The organism is Bradyrhizobium sp. CB2312, from assembly GCF_029714425.1.
In the GTDB taxonomy this organism is placed as follows: Bacteria; Pseudomonadota; Alphaproteobacteria; order Rhizobiales; family Xanthobacteraceae; genus Bradyrhizobium.
In genome coordinates this window covers 2639394-2655599 of record NZ_CP121668.1, presented here as the reverse complement: position 1 = coordinate 2655599, position 16206 = coordinate 2639394, and the positions used below count along the sequence as shown (strand labels likewise).

15 protein-coding genes and 2 pseudogenes are annotated in these 16206 nt (G+C 59.0%); 8 read left to right on the top strand and 9 right to left on the bottom strand.

Going from position 1 to position 16206, the window contains the following annotated elements; translation table 11 throughout:
* Nucleotides 1–53 precede the first annotated feature (53 nt).
* From QA642_RS12585 to QA642_RS12575, 3 genes are all read left to right on the top strand, one after another.
* On the top strand, nt 54–359 hold the full coding sequence (locus QA642_RS12585) for a hypothetical protein (protein WP_283086866.1): 306 nt from the start codon (nt 54–56) through the stop codon (nt 357–359).
* A gap of 342 nt (nt 360–701) precedes the next feature.
* Entirely contained in the window at nt 702–899 is a 198-nt protein-coding gene (locus tag QA642_RS12580) for a hypothetical protein (protein WP_283084952.1), read from the top strand.
* Nucleotides 900–1194: 295 nt separating this feature from the next.
* Entirely contained in the window at nt 1195–1710 is a 516-nt protein-coding gene (locus QA642_RS12575; RefSeq protein ID WP_283084951.1) for a DUF992 domain-containing protein, read from the top strand.
* Between the two features lie 75 nt (nt 1711–1785).
* On the opposite strand, the gene QA642_RS12570 is transcribed toward QA642_RS12575, so the two are convergent.
* The 4 genes and pseudogenes from QA642_RS12570 to istA all read right to left on the bottom strand — a co-directional run bounded on the left by QA642_RS12570 (nt 1786) and on the right by istA (nt 5321).
* Complete coding sequence (locus tag QA642_RS12570) at nt 1786–1968, bottom strand: hypothetical protein (protein WP_283084950.1); 183 nt, start codon at nt 1966–1968, stop codon at nt 1786–1788.
* A gap of 290 nt (nt 1969–2258) precedes the next feature.
* Nucleotides 2259–2453, bottom strand: coding sequence for a hypothetical protein (locus tag QA642_RS12565; protein WP_283084949.1), 195 nt, complete (start codon nt 2451–2453; stop codon nt 2259–2261).
* 518 nt (nt 2454–2971) lie between these two features.
* Nucleotides 2972–3776 (bottom strand): annotated as a pseudogene (gene istB / locus QA642_RS12560) (IS21-like element helper ATPase IstB).
* Nucleotides 3773–5321 (bottom strand): annotated as a pseudogene (gene istA, locus QA642_RS12555) (IS21 family transposase). The pseudogenes istB and istA overlap by 4 nt, the downstream one beginning before the upstream one ends.
* Before the next feature lie 556 nt (nt 5322–5877).
* Here istA and QA642_RS12550 point away from each other — a divergent pair.
* Both QA642_RS12550 and QA642_RS12545 read left to right on the top strand, forming a co-directional pair.
* Nucleotides 5878–6075: a hypothetical protein gene (locus tag QA642_RS12550; RefSeq protein WP_283084948.1), complete on the top strand. Its 198-nt coding sequence runs from the start codon at nt 5878–5880 to the stop codon at nt 6073–6075.
* Between the two features lie 290 nt (nt 6076–6365).
* On the top strand, nt 6366–6557 hold the full coding sequence (locus QA642_RS12545; protein ID WP_283084947.1) for a CsbD family protein: 192 nt from the start codon (nt 6366–6368) through the stop codon (nt 6555–6557).
* Between the two features lie 611 nt (nt 6558–7168).
* On the opposite strand, the gene QA642_RS12540 is transcribed toward QA642_RS12545, so the two are convergent.
* Entirely contained in the window at nt 7169–7762 is a 594-nt protein-coding gene (locus QA642_RS12540) for a DUF3833 family protein (protein ID WP_349253836.1), read from the bottom strand.
* Nucleotides 7763–8304: 542 nt separating this feature from the next.
* Here QA642_RS12540 and QA642_RS12535 point away from each other — a divergent pair.
* Nucleotides 8305–8526, top strand: a complete 222-nt coding sequence (locus tag QA642_RS12535) for a hypothetical protein (RefSeq protein WP_283084946.1) — start codon at nt 8305–8307, stop codon at nt 8524–8526.
* A 1360-nt stretch (nt 8527–9886) separates the two neighbouring features.
* Here QA642_RS12535 and QA642_RS12525 read toward each other — a convergent pair.
* The 3 genes from QA642_RS12525 to QA642_RS12515 all read right to left on the bottom strand — a co-directional run bounded on the left by QA642_RS12525 (nt 9887) and on the right by QA642_RS12515 (nt 13890).
* Nucleotides 9887–12199: a peptidase domain-containing ABC transporter gene (locus tag QA642_RS12525; protein WP_283084944.1), complete on the bottom strand. Its 2313-nt coding sequence runs from the start codon at nt 12197–12199 to the stop codon at nt 9887–9889.
* 94 nt (nt 12200–12293) lie between these two features.
* Nucleotides 12294–13544 carry an HlyD family efflux transporter periplasmic adaptor subunit gene (locus tag QA642_RS12520; RefSeq protein ID WP_283084943.1) on the bottom strand — a complete coding sequence of 417 codons (1251 nt, stop codon included), beginning with the start codon at nt 13542–13544 and terminating at the stop codon, nt 12294–12296.
* Between the two features lie 145 nt (nt 13545–13689).
* On the bottom strand, nt 13690–13890 hold the full coding sequence (locus QA642_RS12515) for a hypothetical protein (protein WP_283084942.1): 201 nt from the start codon (nt 13888–13890) through the stop codon (nt 13690–13692).
* Between the two features lie 778 nt (nt 13891–14668).
* On the opposite strand from QA642_RS12515, the gene QA642_RS12510 reads away from it, so the two are divergent.
* Nucleotides 14669–15298, top strand: coding sequence for a sigma-70 family RNA polymerase sigma factor (locus QA642_RS12510; RefSeq protein WP_283086865.1), 630 nt, complete (start codon nt 14669–14671; stop codon nt 15296–15298).
* Nucleotides 15299–15392: 94 nt separating this feature from the next.
* The gene (locus QA642_RS12505) at nt 15393–15716 is read left to right on the top strand and encodes a hypothetical protein (protein WP_283084941.1); all 324 of its coding nucleotides are present in this window, start codon (nt 15393–15395) and stop codon (nt 15714–15716) included.
* A 340-nt stretch (nt 15717–16056) separates the two neighbouring features.
* On the opposite strand, the gene QA642_RS12500 is transcribed toward QA642_RS12505, so the two are convergent.
* Entirely contained in the window at nt 16057–16203 is a 147-nt protein-coding gene (locus tag QA642_RS12500) for a hypothetical protein (protein ID WP_283084940.1), read from the bottom strand.
* Nucleotides 16204–16206: the final 3 nt, after the last annotated feature.

The following is a 16206-nucleotide window of genomic DNA, read 5'->3' as shown; positions in this document are numbered from 1 at the left end:
CTCTTCGCAAGCTGTACTGGAAAAATACGAGCGAAGCGCGCGGCTTGCGGCTCATGCGGGACTGGCTATCGCCAGACCAACGAGAGCAATTCGATGGCTCTGGCTATTTCGAGGTCGTCGGTTGTGACAGCGGAAAACGATACCGCATCTATTATGGGATAGTTCCGCCGAACGTTTGCGAGATCGATGATGCGGGCCGTCCCAGGATGGGTTTGTGTTTCATGCCTCTTGGTTGCTTGGCGGCTGCGGACGTCATTCTTGCCCAAAAGATCGCCTTGGAGACGGATGAGCACAGCGCGCTAAAGGTAGCTAACAGGATTTCGCTAAGCCGAGAATTGCTCCGTAGCCGATCTCTCTGAACCAAGGTCTTTGGTGAATTGGAACAAACAAGCAGCCAACAAGGTCATTGCAGTCGAGCGGGCGCAGGCGCGGGCGCCATCCGAATCTTAATCCAAATCTCTGACTCCTCAGAACGGAAGTCAATTCGACAACAAAAGTCGAATACTGCACTTGCGATAATGGCTGCTCTGGCAGGTCGCAACGAATTTAGCGGACTTCGCGCAGCTCTCGTTCCGAAGGCTGAGCCGACATGCCGCGAGCTCTCCCGTCGGACAACGGCTGGATCTCGCGGGAATCTTCTCCTCTTGAAACTTCGCGGCTTCGGCCGGACCCGGGTCCTAGAGTATCGGCAAGAGTTTGTGATGGACCGCAGCGGCGACAGCCGGCACCGTTTCGACCCGAACGACGCACAGGCGAAGGCGGAGCAGCGCTTCCGCGAACTGACGAATGAAGGCTTTACCGCCGCCGTCCGAACCGGTCCAGGTCAGGTCTCGCAGATTCGATCGTTCGACCCGCTCGCGGAAGAGACCGTCTTTTTTCCCAGGCTGGTCGGCGGGTAAGCGAGACGCGCCGTGTTGGAGCTAACGGCGTACCGGGTGTACGCTCGCGCGTGACCTAACCTACGTCGGCTTGTGGCCCACAAACGGACTTCACTCAGTCATCGACCGGCGCGGCGGAGCGAACCCGGGCTCCTTGGCGGTCCTGATAATTGATCTAGCGCCTTTATTCGCAGCTCTCTCGCCGCGATAGGTTCTGCGCCAGCCCGCCTTTCGGCTTCGCATGTGCGAGAAACAGGAACGTCGCAATGCTGGTCCGCGTTGGGGAGCACCAGAATACGTCGTTGGAGGCCGCCCCATGAACAAAGCAATGCTGAACGGACCAATCGCATACGCCGCCCTGGTGCTCGCCCTGGCCATTGTTCCTGCTACGGCTCAGCAGGCTGGGCGAACGCAGGTCGGCACGCTCACCTGCAACATATCGCCGGGCGTTGGCATGATTGTCGCTGGACAGCGGCAACTGAGCTGCATCTATGAATCGGCGAGAGGCAGGGCGCGCGAGGCTTATGAAGGCACCGTCAGTACGCTTGGGCTCGACATCGGCGCCACGTCCGGCGGCAAGCTGACGTGGGCCGTTTTTGCACCGACCACACTACGCCGGGCGGCATTGGTGGGAACCTATACGGGTGCCACCGCCGGTGGCACCGTCGGCGCCGGAGCGGGTGCCAACCTCCTGATCGGCGGCTCGGACCGCACGGTCGCTTTGCAGCCACTGTCCGTGCAGGGTCAGACCGGCGTGAACATTACAGCGGGCGTGTCCAGCATGGAGTTGCGGCCGGCCAGTGCGTCTGCGCCTCGCAGGTCCCAGCGGTAACATCAGCCAGCGCCAGCGGACTTTCCGTTGATGCAGATCAAAGGTTGGTCACCCTTGCGGCCGTCGTGTTAGCGGCTAGAGGCTGACAGGATGGCGCAGCAGACAGTTGTGGTCGTAGTCGATGACGATGCGAGTCTTCTGAAGAGCGTGGCAACGGCTATTGGCGTGCCACGGCATCGAGAGCCGTACTTGCGCCTCAGCCGAGGCATTGTTTGAGAGCGGCAGCGTGCAGACGGCAACCTGCTTGCTGCTCGACATTCACCTAGGGGGAATTTCGGGATTGCGCTGCAGCGCCGGCTTGCAGCATCAGGATCAAAGTGCCCCGCCATCTTCATGACCGCCAGCGACGACGAGGCCCCGCGCGGACACGCTCGGCCCCTCTTCCTGGGTCGGGTTCGGCCAGAAGCGGCGGAACGCTTTGGCGACTGCCAAGTTTTCCCGATGCCCTTCCCCAAGGACGACCCCGATTGGCCCCAGCTTCGCCGCCCATTGCCCCGGAGCTGGGGCCATTTTTTGCACGAGTTTCGAAATGAAGGAGGCCGGCAGCCTTAGTTCTTCGTTAGAGGCTTCGTTGGTTCTTCGGCGACTGCCTCAATATCAACCGGGGGGAGTTCGCCTGTGCGGTCCTTCAGATCTGCTGCACGCTGGATCCATCCGGACGCGACCTGCGGGTCCTTTGTTGTTTTGGCCATTCGTAACAGCGTCGCCGCGGCTTCACGGGCAAAGGAGGTGTAGCGCGGCACGTCTCATTATCCCATGGAAGGTCCCCTGGAGACGAGTCAGGAACCCGGATTGCGTTCCAGTGCTTTGTGCAAAAACGTACACAGAAGAAAAAAACTCAGCTCCCACTGACGCCGAGCTGAGGTCCTTGTGTCGGCATCACGTTATCGAGGCGTGATCCGGAAGAATTAACTTAGGTAATGCCATTTGGTTCCCGATGTTAGGTCAGCTACATCGCTGAGCCGAACCAACCCCGCTGAGGCCACCATCGCTGTAGATACGGTGCAAAAAACCATACCTATGCGCCGTCCGAGGTGCTGTTGAGCGTAGCTGGCGGTGTACAGCGATCCTAGCGGGCCCGCCGCCGTCTTAAGCCAGTAACGCCGTATCCAATCGCGAGAATGCGAGCTAGTGTAGCGCGGCAATCTGGGTAGGAAGTGCGCGGCGATCAGGATGGCGAGGCAGTGTCGCGGCCTGATGATGATTGCCGCGATGATTGTCGCGCGCAAGAGTTTTGTTGAACTCTGATTGTCGCGCAGCGTCAATCAGCCACGGTTTTAGGTGTCGCGTGCGATGGCGGCCGTCCTGGACCGCGTTTTCGTTCGAGGGCGGTCCGTCTGCGATAGCTCTCGACGTTCATCTCGACGATGGTGGCGTGGTGAACGAGGCGATCGATAGCGGCGAGGGTCATGGCGGGATCCGGGAAGACCCTGTTCCATTCGCCGAATGGCTGATTGGCGGTGATCAGCATCGAGCGGCGCTCGTAGCGTGCACTGATGAGCTCGAACAGCACGCTGGTCTCGGCCTGATCCTTGGTGACGTAAGCGAGATCATCAAGAATCAGGAGATCGAAGCGATCGAGTGGCCGCCTCGAGGTTAAGCTCGCGTCGCGCTAGCTGGAGCTTCTGCACGAGATCGGTGGTCCGGGTGAAGAGGACGCGCCATCCGTTCTCGATGAGGGCCAGGCCAATCGCTGCCGCCAAGTGGCTCTTTCCGCCGCCGGGCGGGCCGAACAACAGCAAATTGGCGCCCTTGCCCAGCCAGCTGTCACCGGCGGCGAGCGCCATCACCTGCGCCTTCGAGATCATCGGCACGGCTTCGAAGTCGAAGCTGTCGAAGGTCTTTCCGGCGGGCAAACGTGCTTCGACAAGGTGTCGTTCGATCCGACGGCGGCCGCGTTCGGCGATCTCGTGCTCGGCGATGGTCGCGAGGAAGCGGCCGGCCGGCCAGCCTTCCTTGTCGGACTGTTCGGCAAATTGCGCCCACAGCACCTTGATGGCAGGCAGCCGGAGCTCATTGAGCAACAGATTGAGGCGCGCGGCATCCACCGTGTTCGTTACGCTCATGCGGCACCTCCGGTCTCGGCGTACCGATGAGGCATTCGTAGGTCGCAAGCGGCACGAGCTGCACCACGACGTTCGGCAGGTTGGCGGGATCGGGGGCGAAGTGAGCACGTAGCCGGTTGAGGTCGGGCAGTCGGCCGGCCTCGAGGTCGGCGGTGAGCTGATCGGCGAGTTCGGTCTCGCAGCCGCGTTCATGAGCGAGCGCGAGGAGATCGACCATGATCCGGCAGGCTTTTTGTCCGGCAAGCGTTCGCGCAAGCGATCGAAGGTCTTCCGATAGGCATCGCGCGGGAACAGCCGATCTCGGTAGACCAGATTGAGAAGCGCCATCGGCTTGCGCCGCAGGGAATGGATCACGTGCCGATAATCGACGACCTGGTCGTACTTGCCATTGGGATGCGGCCGCCCACGCGGCAGGGTGACGAGATGGGTGCCGCCGACGAACACGTCGAGACGATCATCGTAAAGGCGCACCCGCAGCCGGTGACCGATCAGGCGCGATGGCACCGTGTAGAACACCTTGCGCAGGGTGAAGCCGCCGGACGATGTCACGCGGACGATCACCTCTTCGTAGTCGGAGGTGCGCCGATCGGGCAGCTCCTGCAACACCACGCGCTCGCTATCGATCCGCTTGGCGTTGCGGGCATTACGGCGGCTGACGATCTCGTCGATGAAGCCGCGATAGGTGGCAAGATCATCGAAGTCGACAGTTCCGCGCAGCAGCAAGGCATCCGCGATTGCTCGCTTGAGATGACCGTGGGGCCCTTCGATCGAACCATTCTCGTGAGCAACACCTCGATTGTTGCGGGAAGGCCGCATGCCGTAATGGGCACAAAGGGCCTCGTATCGCTGCGTCAGATCGTCCCGTGCATCACGATCGAGATTGCAGAATGCGGCCGACAGACTGTCGGTCCGATGCTCCCGCGGCGCCCCACCGAGCGACCAGAGGACATTCTGCAGGCCTTCGGCCAAAGCAACAAAGCTCTCGCCGCCAAGCACGACATGGGCGTGCTCGAACCCGCAATAGGCCAAACGGAAGTGATAGAGACGATGATCGAGCGGTGCACCCGCAATCGTAACACCCAACTCGTCCATGTCTGTGAAGTCGGAGAGGCCGAGTTGGCCAGGCTCGTGGGTTTGGCGGAAGATCACCTCCTGCTCCTCGCCGTGGATCGCCCGCCATGCACGGATCCGACGTTCCAGGGTACGACGGATACCGCTGCCGAGATCCGGATGACGCCGTAGCATCTCCTCGAACACCGCCACCGGCCGTAAGCCAGGTGCCGCCTTCAAGATCGGGACGATCTCGGTCTCGAACACGTCGCTCAGCGGGTCCGGCCGTCGCCGGCCGCGGGGCGCCTTCCTTTGCGATGGAAATCGGGGGTCTCTCTCGATCCGATAGGCGGTCGACGCACTGAATGATGCCTTGGCCGCCGCCACTGGCGGGCTATCGGTCTGACGGTACTTCATGTAGAGCCTCATCTGGTGATCTGTGATGTGTCGGCCGGGCACGCGAGTGATTCCTCTTGGCGGAAGAACCACTTGCATAACCCCGCCGGCCGCGATCACCAGTCGGCGCGGTCCTCCTCGGGATCGCGCCGACGCTGGGCTCGTAACTCCGGTCGGGCTACGCCCTCCCTACGTCACGAGCCCAGCGAAACTCTCTCACCTTGATTGACGCTGCCTTCCATCCTGATCGCCGCGCGACAAGCTAGGCAGCAACGGGCCAAATCCCGACGCCAGAACTTTAGTCCAGTGCGTGAGCCCAGACATCTGCTCAGGTTAAATCGGCCGGAACGGGTCGTCAGCCGGCTGGCGCCGCCGCTGTCCTGGCAGCATACCGGACGCATATTCGCGCTAAGAGATTTCGAACGAAGTGTCTTGGCGCGACTTGGCGCGTTGAGACCGTCGCTCGCCGTCAACTAGACGGCGCATGTCGCGGATAGCCAAAGGTCCAATAGGATCCGCTGTTCTCAACTACATAGCGCTCGCGCAGATAGCTAAAAGCGGCGGTCTCCAGTTTCACAGAATGCCCGGAGGCAGAAAGGTTGGGCAGGCGCTGGTTCCTAAATCTCCGCGCCCTTTCGTCGAAGGAGACTTCGCCATGCCCTCTCGCAACGACATAGACCGCAAACACAGCCGATCAATCATGAAAGTGATTGGCCAGCAACTACGCGCGTCGCTGAAGCCTACGCAGGAACAACCGGAGAGCCTTAGAGGCCAAATCGAAAGACTTCAAGAATTGGACGAGCGCTCGCTATCAATCGTCCCCGCTGACGAATCGAAGGAAAAACGCGGCTGAAGCCGGATCGTGTTCGGATCAATTCCAATCTGCGGGTCGGTCTTCAGCAGGCATCGTGGCCATCAGGATTGTGACTGGCAAAAATCTCTCCAACGAATAAATGCGCTTCGGGTCAAAGGGTGCCATCGACAGTTCGTGACGCTTCTTGCTCACCGGACAGGGGACGCCCAGAGTGGAGGTCGGCCACGTGTCAGCAGCGGCTATCGTAGCTTCACGGCCTACGTTCTCTAGGAACCTCTCTGCTACGCTTCCGTTGTGCCGGGATCCTAAGAACGCAAAGGAACACTATCATGGACCGGGAACATGTGAAGGGCGTTGCGGACAAAGCAAAAGGCGCTATCAAAGAGGGTGCTGGCAAGCTTAGCGGAGACAAGGACCTGCAGGCTGAAGGTAAGATAGATAAGGCCAAGGGATCCGCCCACAACGCTGCGGGAGATGTGAAGGACGCAGCGCGAGACGCCGCTGACGCCGTCAAGAAATAGGTAGAAGAAGGAAAGTCTGAAACTCGCCGTCTCAGGCGGCCTTTTTCTTTTGTGTCGAGTCCGCGGCAGGTCAGCTCGGGCCCTTCCTCGTCGGTGAAAACCTCCTTGCCGTCTCTCAGGCCGAAATAGTAGCCAAACTTTCATGCCCTCACACGATCGCCTAACGTAAGTGAAACGGGCTTGCGGCTTAAGGCTTAGCGAGCGACGCCGGTGAGGTCGACTATGGGCCAGCAGCAGCTCATGCATCGCCGCAGCAAAGAGCATCTCTATTCGATCACCTCGTCGGCGCGGACGAGCAACGAAGGCGGCACTGTGAGGCCGAGGAGCTCGTAGTACGCGCTCTCGTCCATGTCCTGAAAGCGTCCCCAGCGGCTGACGTCGTAAGGAGGATACTGCCAAAGCCCGCGCGCCCGAAGACCGCCGCTACCGCCTTTCCAACACGTACCTCATCCAATCTTCCGCGCAGGATCGCTCGTGAGCCGAGGGACTGCCGCAGAGGGATGTTGCAACGCATTCGGCGCCCGATGAGTGCATCCGCTTGCAGAACGAGGACGCCTCCGAGCCCACCTGCACGGACCCGCCCGCCGCCTTTGCGGCCGTGCCCTTCCTATTCAATGCCCGGAGACGTCTGCCAGCAGTTGCCGACAACCTGCGCCCGCAGTTCGATTTCCCTGTGCCCCACCTGCTCTCGCCTGTGGCAGTGGCAGACACCAGTGGCAGTGGCAGACACCAGCGAGGTTAAAACTTACGGTAAGTAACGTGCGCCGTCGCAAACGGGATACCAGCACGGCCGCGGACGATGCAAGCTCGTTCATCGATTCCATAAAACCAATTGTCGAAATCAGCTTGAACGATCTACCGCCCCCTTGCGGGGTGTCGCGCGTGTATTTCCAGTGGAATGCGCAACCGCCTTGCTCCCCAATGGCCTCACCTTCCAGTCTGTTTTCCAAGCCGGTGTACTTGCCTTCCTCACCCTTTCGGATCGTCCAATGCAGAGTATCGCTATGACCATCGTCAAATGTATATGTCTCGATGAACAGCACTGTATCAGTGTCGGCATCTAGTTCTCCGTGACCAGCAATTGTTGCGCGCTTCAGTAGTCCGCCAACCAGACTTTCTAGCACTGCCCAACCTTCTAGCCGCCCTCCGAAAAAACGTTCAGGAAGAAACAGCGGAGTTGTTCCTCTAAAGGCATCGATAGCCATTGGTAGACCCTTCGAAATGCGTCTAACGAATAAATCTCCTCTGTTCGGCTGGTTCCCAGCTGGCGGGAACATGCCCGGCTCGGAGCGCTCAACCATTCGCCGCACGCCCATCGATTTGATACCGCTCAGCCGTCGGTTCACTGTTTCAGAGGCGTTCGGGAGGCTTGTCGCAAGGCGTATCCGGCGCGCGATTTCAAAATATTGATTGCGGCTTCGCAGACCGCGAGCACGAAAAGGAGACGGCCGCCCCAAGATACTGGACGGCCACCAACGGCTAAATCGAGCGGCTGATCTCAGCCTTGGCGCTTGCATCGTAATTCGTAAGCGGCCGCTAAAGGCCCGACTAGCTAGCGGGCTGGAAAGCCGGCTCAGACGTTGTTTGAGGGCTCGACGGTGTACGGTTCGGTGTGGCCGCGCCGGCATCCTTGCCAGCCGCGCCAAGAGAACGTCTGGGCTACGGCAATCTCTTGTCTTGAAACTCCACGACTTCGGCGGGATACTGGGATCAAGTCTTGCCCATCATCATTCCGAGGAATACGATCATGGCGATCCAGATCGTGATGGACAGTACCGGCGATAGCCGTCACTTTTTCAATCCAGACGACGCGCGAGAGCTCGCAAAGGCCGAACGGCGGTTCCACAAACTGACCGACGCCGGCTTCACCGCGGCGGTCCGGACGGGTGCGGGTCAAGCATCGCAAATGCGATCGTTCGAGCCGAACGCGGAAGAAACCGTTTTCTTCCCCAGGCTGGTCGGCGGGTGATCGGCCGCTATGTTGGGCTTCAGATCATCTCGCCCGCGTAAAGGCCGGCGCGCGAGAGCCATTCGGGCTCTCTTCATCAGACACGGCGCCGAACGAACTCCGGAGGGCCGCTCGCTGCAGCTCTTGCGGGCGTGGCTATCGCCGGCCCAGCGTGCACAGTTCACGGAAACGGGTTACTTCGAGGTCACCGGCGGCGATACTGGCAGGAAATATAGGATCTACGCGGGCGCGTCGACGAACGTCTGCGAGGTCGACGAAAAGGGCCGTCCGATGCGCGGCCTGTGTTTCATGCCGCGTGGCAATCTGCCGGTCGGAGATGTTATGCTTTCCCAAAAGATCGCGCTGGAATGCAGCGAGAACCCCGCCCTCGAGGTGGCCAGAAGGTTCGCACCGACTGGTTTCATGTTCGGGCGAAGTCGGCTCCTTGGTTGAGCCGCAACGGTCCTCGCTTTGCCCGCCCATTGCGCAGATGGAAGATCGAAGTTCGCGGGCACTTCCCTTTCTTTGTTTGACTTCTCTTGGGCTGGACCGCGCCTGTCCCAAGACAACAGCTCCGTCGCATGCCCGGCTGATAGCGTGCTCTAGGAGTGAGTAAGCTCTGCAGAGGGACCGCTGGGACAATCGGGTAAGGTATGACTGGCGTATGTGCCTTACGATAAACGATCTCGCGATAAACGATCTCGGCCTCCGACCGCGTCCACTTCCCGCTGCGGCAGCGCCCCCTCGCATGGCATGAGCGAAGTTAGCGATGCTTAGTCTAGCGCATGGGGTGGCGGCGCGGCGTAGCCTCGGGGCGGCTTGCGAGCGTGGCCGCCAACGGTGCTTAGTGCAGCCGACGCGCTTCGGCGCCTACGCGCTCTTAGGATGGCACCGCCCGCAGCAGCTGTCGATGGCCGCCCGATCGGCGAATAGAGCGCGGCAAACTCGCGCTCCAGCGCCGACAGCGCCTCCTTCACAGTCGTGCGGATCGCTCGCAGCAGATATCGCGGTGGCCCCTCCGAATCTCGTCGGAGCCAATGAATCACGGCCGTCGGTCCGTGGCGAGCACCTTTCAACAGCTGCTAGGGTTCGCGTGCACGGCGAAGGACAAAGACAATGTCAATTTACGAACTGTTGCGGCAGACGCTGCAGAGCGTGTGTGGGCCACACATCAGGCGGGCTTTTCCGACATCGAACATCCTAGGAGGACCCACCTCGGTCCGCCTACAGATTTACATCTTAGTGGAGGAATGGGAGCGATCAACGGGGACACTCGCAGACTAAGGTTCGGCTCGAGGTGGGTCTTTGGCGAGAGTCTCGATGAAACGCGGAAGTAGTCTTGGCTCGTTAAACTGTTCGCCGTTACGTTTGACGCATCGATTTACCATCTTGAGAAGTCGATCTTGGCCAGCGCTTCTCCTGGGTTACGACGGCTGTCGCAGTCATGAGGTGGTGCGCAGCCGCAGCCGTCCTTCTGTGGCTGGCAGCCATCCTTGTGCGGCTCGCCGCCGCCATCCTTGGCGTCCTCCGAGCCGTGCGTATCCTCCGAGCAATCGTCCTTCCAGTCTCCATTGCTGCCGTCGTCAGAGCAGCTGTAGTCGCCCCGCACAGCCTCGCCGACACCTTTGGTACCGAACCCCGTGAGACTGGCATCATGCGGCGGCGTCGCTTCGAGGCTTGTAGCTCCGATCTTGAGCGGCCCGGCCGCCGCTGCAAGATGGAGGATCATATCCGCTCCGTTAGTGATTTCCGGGCGGTGTGCTACGCTTACGCGCGTCATGTTTAGATGACGGAGGTTCGCACTGATTTCTCTTTCCTTCTCGGTGTCGAGATGGGCAGTGCCCTCGTCCAGAAACAGGATCTTTGGTCGGCGATAGAGAGCCCGCGCGAGCAGTATGCGCTGTTTCTGTCCGCTCGATAACGAGCTACCCATGTCACCGATGAGGCTGTTGTAGCTCATCGGCATTGCCATCACATCATCGTGGATGCCGGCAATCTGTGCACACTTGATCATCCCTTGCAAATCGAACGTTGCTTCAAAAAAGCAGATGTTGTCGGCTATCGATCCCGACAACAATTGATCCTCCTGCATGACCGCGCCGATTTGTTCGCGATAGGCGCGTGGTCCGATCTGGCTTAGCGGAAGGCCGTCGATCAGGACCTCTCCGCTCGTTGGCTCGAGCAACCCAAGCATTATCTTGACAAGGGTGGTTTTGCCGCATCCGGAATGTCCCATGATCGTCACGAACTGTCCCGGAGCAACGCTCAAATTGACGTCATTGAGGATCAGAGGCTCTCCTTCTGCATAACGGAAGCACACGTTGCGCAGCTCAATCGCGCCGCGGATCGTTCGCATATACGACAGGTCCTGGTCGTTCCCCCGCTCAATTGGGGTGAGCGCAATGTCGGCGAGGCGCTCCAGGTGCAGGCCGAGAATACGCAGGTCCACGAGCTTCTCGATTAGAAGCGCTGTCCGCTCGGCGAACTGCAGCTTGTAGCTGACAAACGCGAAGACCATGCCAACAGTCATGAAGTTGTCTAGTGCGAGACGAGCAGCAAGGTAGATCGTAACTACGTTCTCGAAGCCGAATATGGCATCGTTCATCGCTTTGAAGCTGATCTTCGCTCGGCCTAGCCGCACGTTGGCATTTACGTAGGAGGCATAACGGTTCAGCCATTGGCTCTCACGCTCGTTCTCCCGATTGAGCAGCTTGAGGCTCTGCACCGCCCGCACGGATTCGATAAAATTGGCATTCTCGTCTGCCTTGGCGTGAATTGTCGCTTCGTTCAGTCGTCGGAACATCCCAAAAAGAGCAAGCCGCAAAGTGGCATACAGCGCGAACGCGAATAGGACGACAGCTCCGAGCTGGACGCTGTAGGCGAACATCAAGGCCAGCATTAACACCGACATGAGACCGTCGATCAGGCCAGTGATCAATCCCTCCGCGAGCATGTTGCGGATGGGCTCAATCGAGTTAAAGCGCGACAGAATGTCACCGATGTGCCGCTTTTCGAAGAAGGAGAGAGGCAAACGCACGAGATGATGAAACAACCGGGCGCCAATCTGAAAGCTCAACGTATTCTGCAGAATGAGGACAATGAACGAGCGCGTCGCAGTCGACGCGACTCTGATCAGGAGGAGCAGCGCGAACCCAAATCCGAGGACGACCATGAAATCGGCGTCGCCTCTGGCGATGACCTCGTCAACCGTTAGCTGCATGTAGAAGGGGGCGGCGATCATCAGACTCTCGATGACCACCGATAGAACTAGTACTTGGATCAAGGAATGAGTGTTTCCGCTCATTCCGCGCCAGAATACCGAGAACGGCAATCGCACTCGTTCGTCTGTGCGGCAAAATTCTTCGGTAGGCGAGAGTTCGAGCACGACGCCGGTTAAATGTTTCGATGCTTCAGAGATGGGGAACCATTTCTCCCCGGCTGCCGGATCGTGGACCACGATCCCTTTTTTCTTGTACGCTTTCAGCACAACATAGTGAGCCATGTCCCAGTGCAGGATTGCTGGCAGACGCAATTGGCCAAGATGGCCCACCTCGATGCGCAGCGCCCGGCACACCAGTCCCAGGTGAGTTGCCAATTCCTTGAGGTCGCGGAGGGTGACGCCTTTCAGGGATACCGGGTGGCGGCGCCGCAGGCTATTCAGGTCAATTCGATGTCCATGATAGGACGCTACCATGGCTAGACATGCCAACCCGCATTCTGTCGCCTCCGTCTGCCTGATAACCGGGAGGAACCTGCGTCCGCTGAAGTTCAATAGTCCCTGCATTCGGCTACATCCTTGCGCTTAACACCGGATCAAGCAGCCACCTCATCAACGAGCGCTGCTCAAGAATGACGTCGGCCTTAAGCAGCATGTCCGGCTGAAGCGGCATCTTGCGCCCATACGCATCGATGTCGGACCTCTCCAGAGCGGCAGTCACACGGTAGGCCGGTTCTTTGAGGGTGATTGGCCCGGTGGTTTCGTTACCGGTTAGAATCGTGCGCGAGACGTTTGTCACGCTCCCGCGGTAGGCGCCAAATTTCTGATAGGGAAATGCATCGTAAAGGATCCTTACCTGCTGGCCAGGGCGCACAAAACCAAACGCCCGCGTCGGAAAGAACAACTCCGCTCGCAAATGCGCATCAAGCGGAATGATTTCGAGCTGCATATGCCTTGGATCGGCGACCTGGCCGACATTCGCCTGCAGCGTTGATACGCGCCCGCTCGTCGGTGCCTTGATGACATAGGCCTGCCGCCCGCTTACCTCGGCAACGCGTTGTTCAAGTGAGGAAAGATCATTGCGCAATACCCGTATCCTCTCTGCGGCGACGGTTGGGAGCTGCTCAAGTGTATGCCGAGCATCTGTCAATTGGGTGCGTCGCGCGGTGATCTGCTGATTGAGCGACACTACGCTCTGCTTTTGCTCAAGTGCAGCCTGCTCCCGGCGCTTCAGCTCTATCGGCGCCAATGCTCCGCTCTTAATTAGCGCAGCGCCCGACGACACGAAACTCTCAGAAAGCTTAAGCCGCTCGTCCTGGATGTTTCGCTGATCCTCGAGCTGAGCAATCTCTCCTTCGATACCTTTGATAGCGGAATCCAGGCGATCCTGCTCTGAGGTGGTCCGACGCTCTTCGGCAGCGATTTGGCGCTCGATTACATTGCGTTGCTGCTCCAGCACTGCGAGCACGGTAGCGTTGACGTCATCGCCGCTTGCAGTGATTTGCGAAGTGACCACGGTGAGGAGCGGGTCGCCTTCCTCAACCTCCTGACCATCCTTCACCTTTATCTCCTTGATAAAACCCTGTTGTGGGGCGAAAATTTTCGCCGTGCCGAGAGTTGGCGTTAGATAGCCGATCACGGTCTCCTTGCGCGCGTATTGCGCGGTGGAGAGAAAACAAAAGATGAGTACAACAACCCCGGCAAGAGCCCAACTGAGCATCGTACTCGATAACGGCTGAAGCGATATGACCTCGCCCCAGCTGTGGCGCTGACGCAAAAATTCGATTGCTTCCTGACGAAATAGAGGCGGCCGAGACATCATGCACGCACCTTGTTGTGCTCTTATTCGTCGATTTAGGCGCTGTGCGGAGTCTTTCCGCCCCAGCAAGACTCCGGCTGGAGACCGTACAAGGCGGTGGAGAACCGCCTCCCCTTATGGAGAAGCGGCTCGCCAACGCATCTTGCCGTTACCCGACGAAGATTTGGGATTGCTTGGACAGCAAACCAACCTGAACTTGGTTTCCGCTGAGAACATTGATGTCCCGAGTGCTGATCAGCGATCCGCCATCGTGGCATTCACAGCCGTAATTGCCGCCGGCGGCGGCAACGAGATCGAGCTCTTCATTGGACAGTTCGACAGGGTGAGCAAATTTGGTCATCTCTTGCATGTTGGTCTCCTTTCGATGTGAGTGGCGCGCCGTTGGTATAACTGCTGCCACGTCACCACTAGTTTTCGGGCGCCAATCTGGATGCAATGTCGGAAAAAAATTTTCGGCGCGACACCACAATGGCGCTCGCTTTTCATTCTCGTCTTTCATTGGCACGCCAGCTCGGTGAGCACCTCCAACACTCTCATCGACTGAAACACTCTGGATTAACGCCTTCCTCCGGCAAGTTCGGAAGAGCAGAAGTCGCGCAGCTTGGCGCGCGGGCCTTCTGCCGAAGGAGATATAGGCTGCACGCAATCGCCTTCGAAGCTGCAGGCCGTCGTCGGGCGCGATGGACGATCTGTTCGGCGGCAGAGACGCGAGCTCGTCGGACGTAGCGCGTTGCAAGGCAAGTGGCAGCGCGAGAAGCGCGCCAGTCTCATTTTGGCTAATTCGATTGTTGCACTTGTCGCGGCATGGCAAAGGCTTTCGTCAATGCTTGGCTCGCGCTTCAGGCGAGAGCAACGCTTCAGGCGAGCAGGAGGCGTACGCTGGGCTGGTGCCTGACTGTGATGACATCATTCGTGATGTGAAAAATGAAAAAAAATTCGGGAACAAGTTCTCGCCACGTGATTTGGATTTGCCAAAACGTGTAATTGGATTTGCCACAGAGAGCGGTTTAATTTGCTAAAAGCTCACTTCGCATTCCTAAAAATGCAAGTGGTCAGCATTGTCGATACGGAAATAGCTAGTAGGTCGCGTAGGTCTCGTCTGGTTTTTAGGACGGGTAACTTTGACCATGCCTCATCATGGTACCGATTTCGCAACGGCAGAGTCTCGCTCCAGCACGGCGCAGCGAGACACGCACCTCAACTGCGAGACGGTTTTCAGTTATGAAAGGGCGCTCCTCGAGTGCGCCTCCGGTTCGCAGTCGGCCGTAGGCGAGATCTATGCCCGGGAGAAGGACCAGCTGCGTGCGGTGGCGCATCGGATCGTCCACGACAGGTCGCGTGCCGAGGACGTCATACACGACGCATTCGCGCAAATCCTGCGATTTGCCAAAGACTTCGATCCGACACGCGGATCTGCGAGGGGCTGGATCTACGCGATTGTCCGCAACACGGCGCTCAAGGTGCAGGCGAACGCCAGGCGCGAACTCGCGCTTGAGGAAGACACCCTGAACGCCATCTGCGAGCGAGAACAAACCATCCCAAATCCCGCGTCCTGCATTCCGGACAGCATGGCATTACGGGCCATGCTCGATCAGCTGGAGCCAAACCGCCGCGCGAGCGTGCTTTTGGCGATTATCGATGGACGCACACACGAGGAGATTGCCGAATATCTCCGGGTTCCAGTGGGAACCGTCAAGGCTTGGATCCGGAGAGAACTCATGGGCATGCGCAGGCAGCTTGACCAGGCGAGAGGTTAGTTTTTCGCCGCTGCATCCATAGGCGTGTCGCGAGAATAGTGGTGATGCGTGGTCCATCAGCGACCGTCGCGATCGCCGAGCGAGGAGCAGAACCATGCGCACATCGAGTAGCCTGCCGGGTAATCTCGAACCGAAGGATAACGGCAACTCCATACCTCCCGACGACGTCGGCAAGAACCCGGGTGAGGCGCTGTCCAAATTCGACTTCTCCCATCTTGATCCTGGCTCTCATACCGATCTCGAGTCGCAAGGCCCGGATCATTCGGACGCCTATGCCGCGCTCGCTTCGATGTCGTCCGACGATGCCCTCGATTACGCCATCAGTCAGATGGGCCCGGCGGATCACTTGCCCCCGGATCACCTGGACGCAGGACATTTCGACGTAGGTGTGCCGGTAGACACATCGCATGACGCGTAATGCGCAGCGAAAAGTGCAAATGAGAAGGCGGGTCATCATGATCAAAATAGAAAAGCGCGAATTGATCGAAGAAAATCGCAAGATTTTCGAAGCGGGAGCGCAGCGCGCGGACAAGCGCACAGGTTCTTTTAGCTTTTTGACCTGGTCGTTCTTCCTCGCTCCGCTTATAACTGGCAAAGAGTTTCTGGTCGCGATAGGAAACTCCTGGCCGGCAGCCGAGGGGGACGTTACCGCCGCTCAGAAAGGTGCCGCGCTGCATGTGGCGAACAATGATCCCTCGGTGATTGATTTCTCGAAAACGAGCGGAGAGACAGAGATCGCCAACGGGCAAACTGCCTCGTCAGCGCATGCGTCTCAGGTCCATGCGATCGCGCTTGCGACGCAATCCCATGAATACCTGCCCGAATTGGGCAATGCCCACAGCGAAGCTGTCGCCGCCGCGAACGGTGAGCGAGATAAAGCGGGGAATGATAGCGATGGTCACCATGGA